The organism is Komagataeibacter kakiaceti JCM 25156 (assembly GCF_000613305.1).
Genome location: NZ_BAIO01000926.1, coordinates 1 through 525, shown reverse-complemented (window position 1 = coordinate 525; position 525 = coordinate 1). Strand labels below are relative to the sequence as shown.

The 525-nt window shown below is 69.7% G+C and carries 1 pseudogene; it reads right to left on the bottom strand.

Annotation, left to right across the window (positions count from 1 at the left end):
- Nucleotides 1-525 (bottom strand): annotated as a pseudogene (locus tag JCM25156_RS29680) (integrase); the annotation flags it as partial.

The window sequence follows — 525 nt, the reverse complement described above, 5'->3', positions numbered from 1 at the left end:
CGCCCGGACCGGGCAGGTCTGCGCCTGCCGCCCACGGGCGAGACCGATCATCACCCCCTCCCCGGTCTGGTCGGTCTTGCTGGCGCGGATACGCAGCCTTACGCCCGTTTCGGTGGGTGTAATATCCTCCACATGCAGGCCCACCAGTTCGGACCGACGCAGGGCCGCGGCAAAGCCCACCAGCAGCAGCGCCCGATCACGGCGGCCACGCGGCGACAGATCGCAGGTAGCCAGCAACTGCCCAAGCAGGCTCCGGCGTACCGCCACCGGCTTGCTGACCGGCCGGCGTTGCGTGCGCAAGACGCCCTGTAACGGACCCTGAATATCCCGATGCCCCGGATTCCATGGCAGATCCCCGAAACGATGCGCCTTGCCGATGGCCGCCAGCCTGCGGCGGATGGTGGCGGGCGCGAAATCCTCGGCCAGACTGGCCAGATAGGCCCCCACCACCCACGCTCCGCCGGCCAGGGGGGTGAAGCCGGTCCGGGCGCAGCCAGTCTGGAAATGCGCCCAGTCGGCACGGTA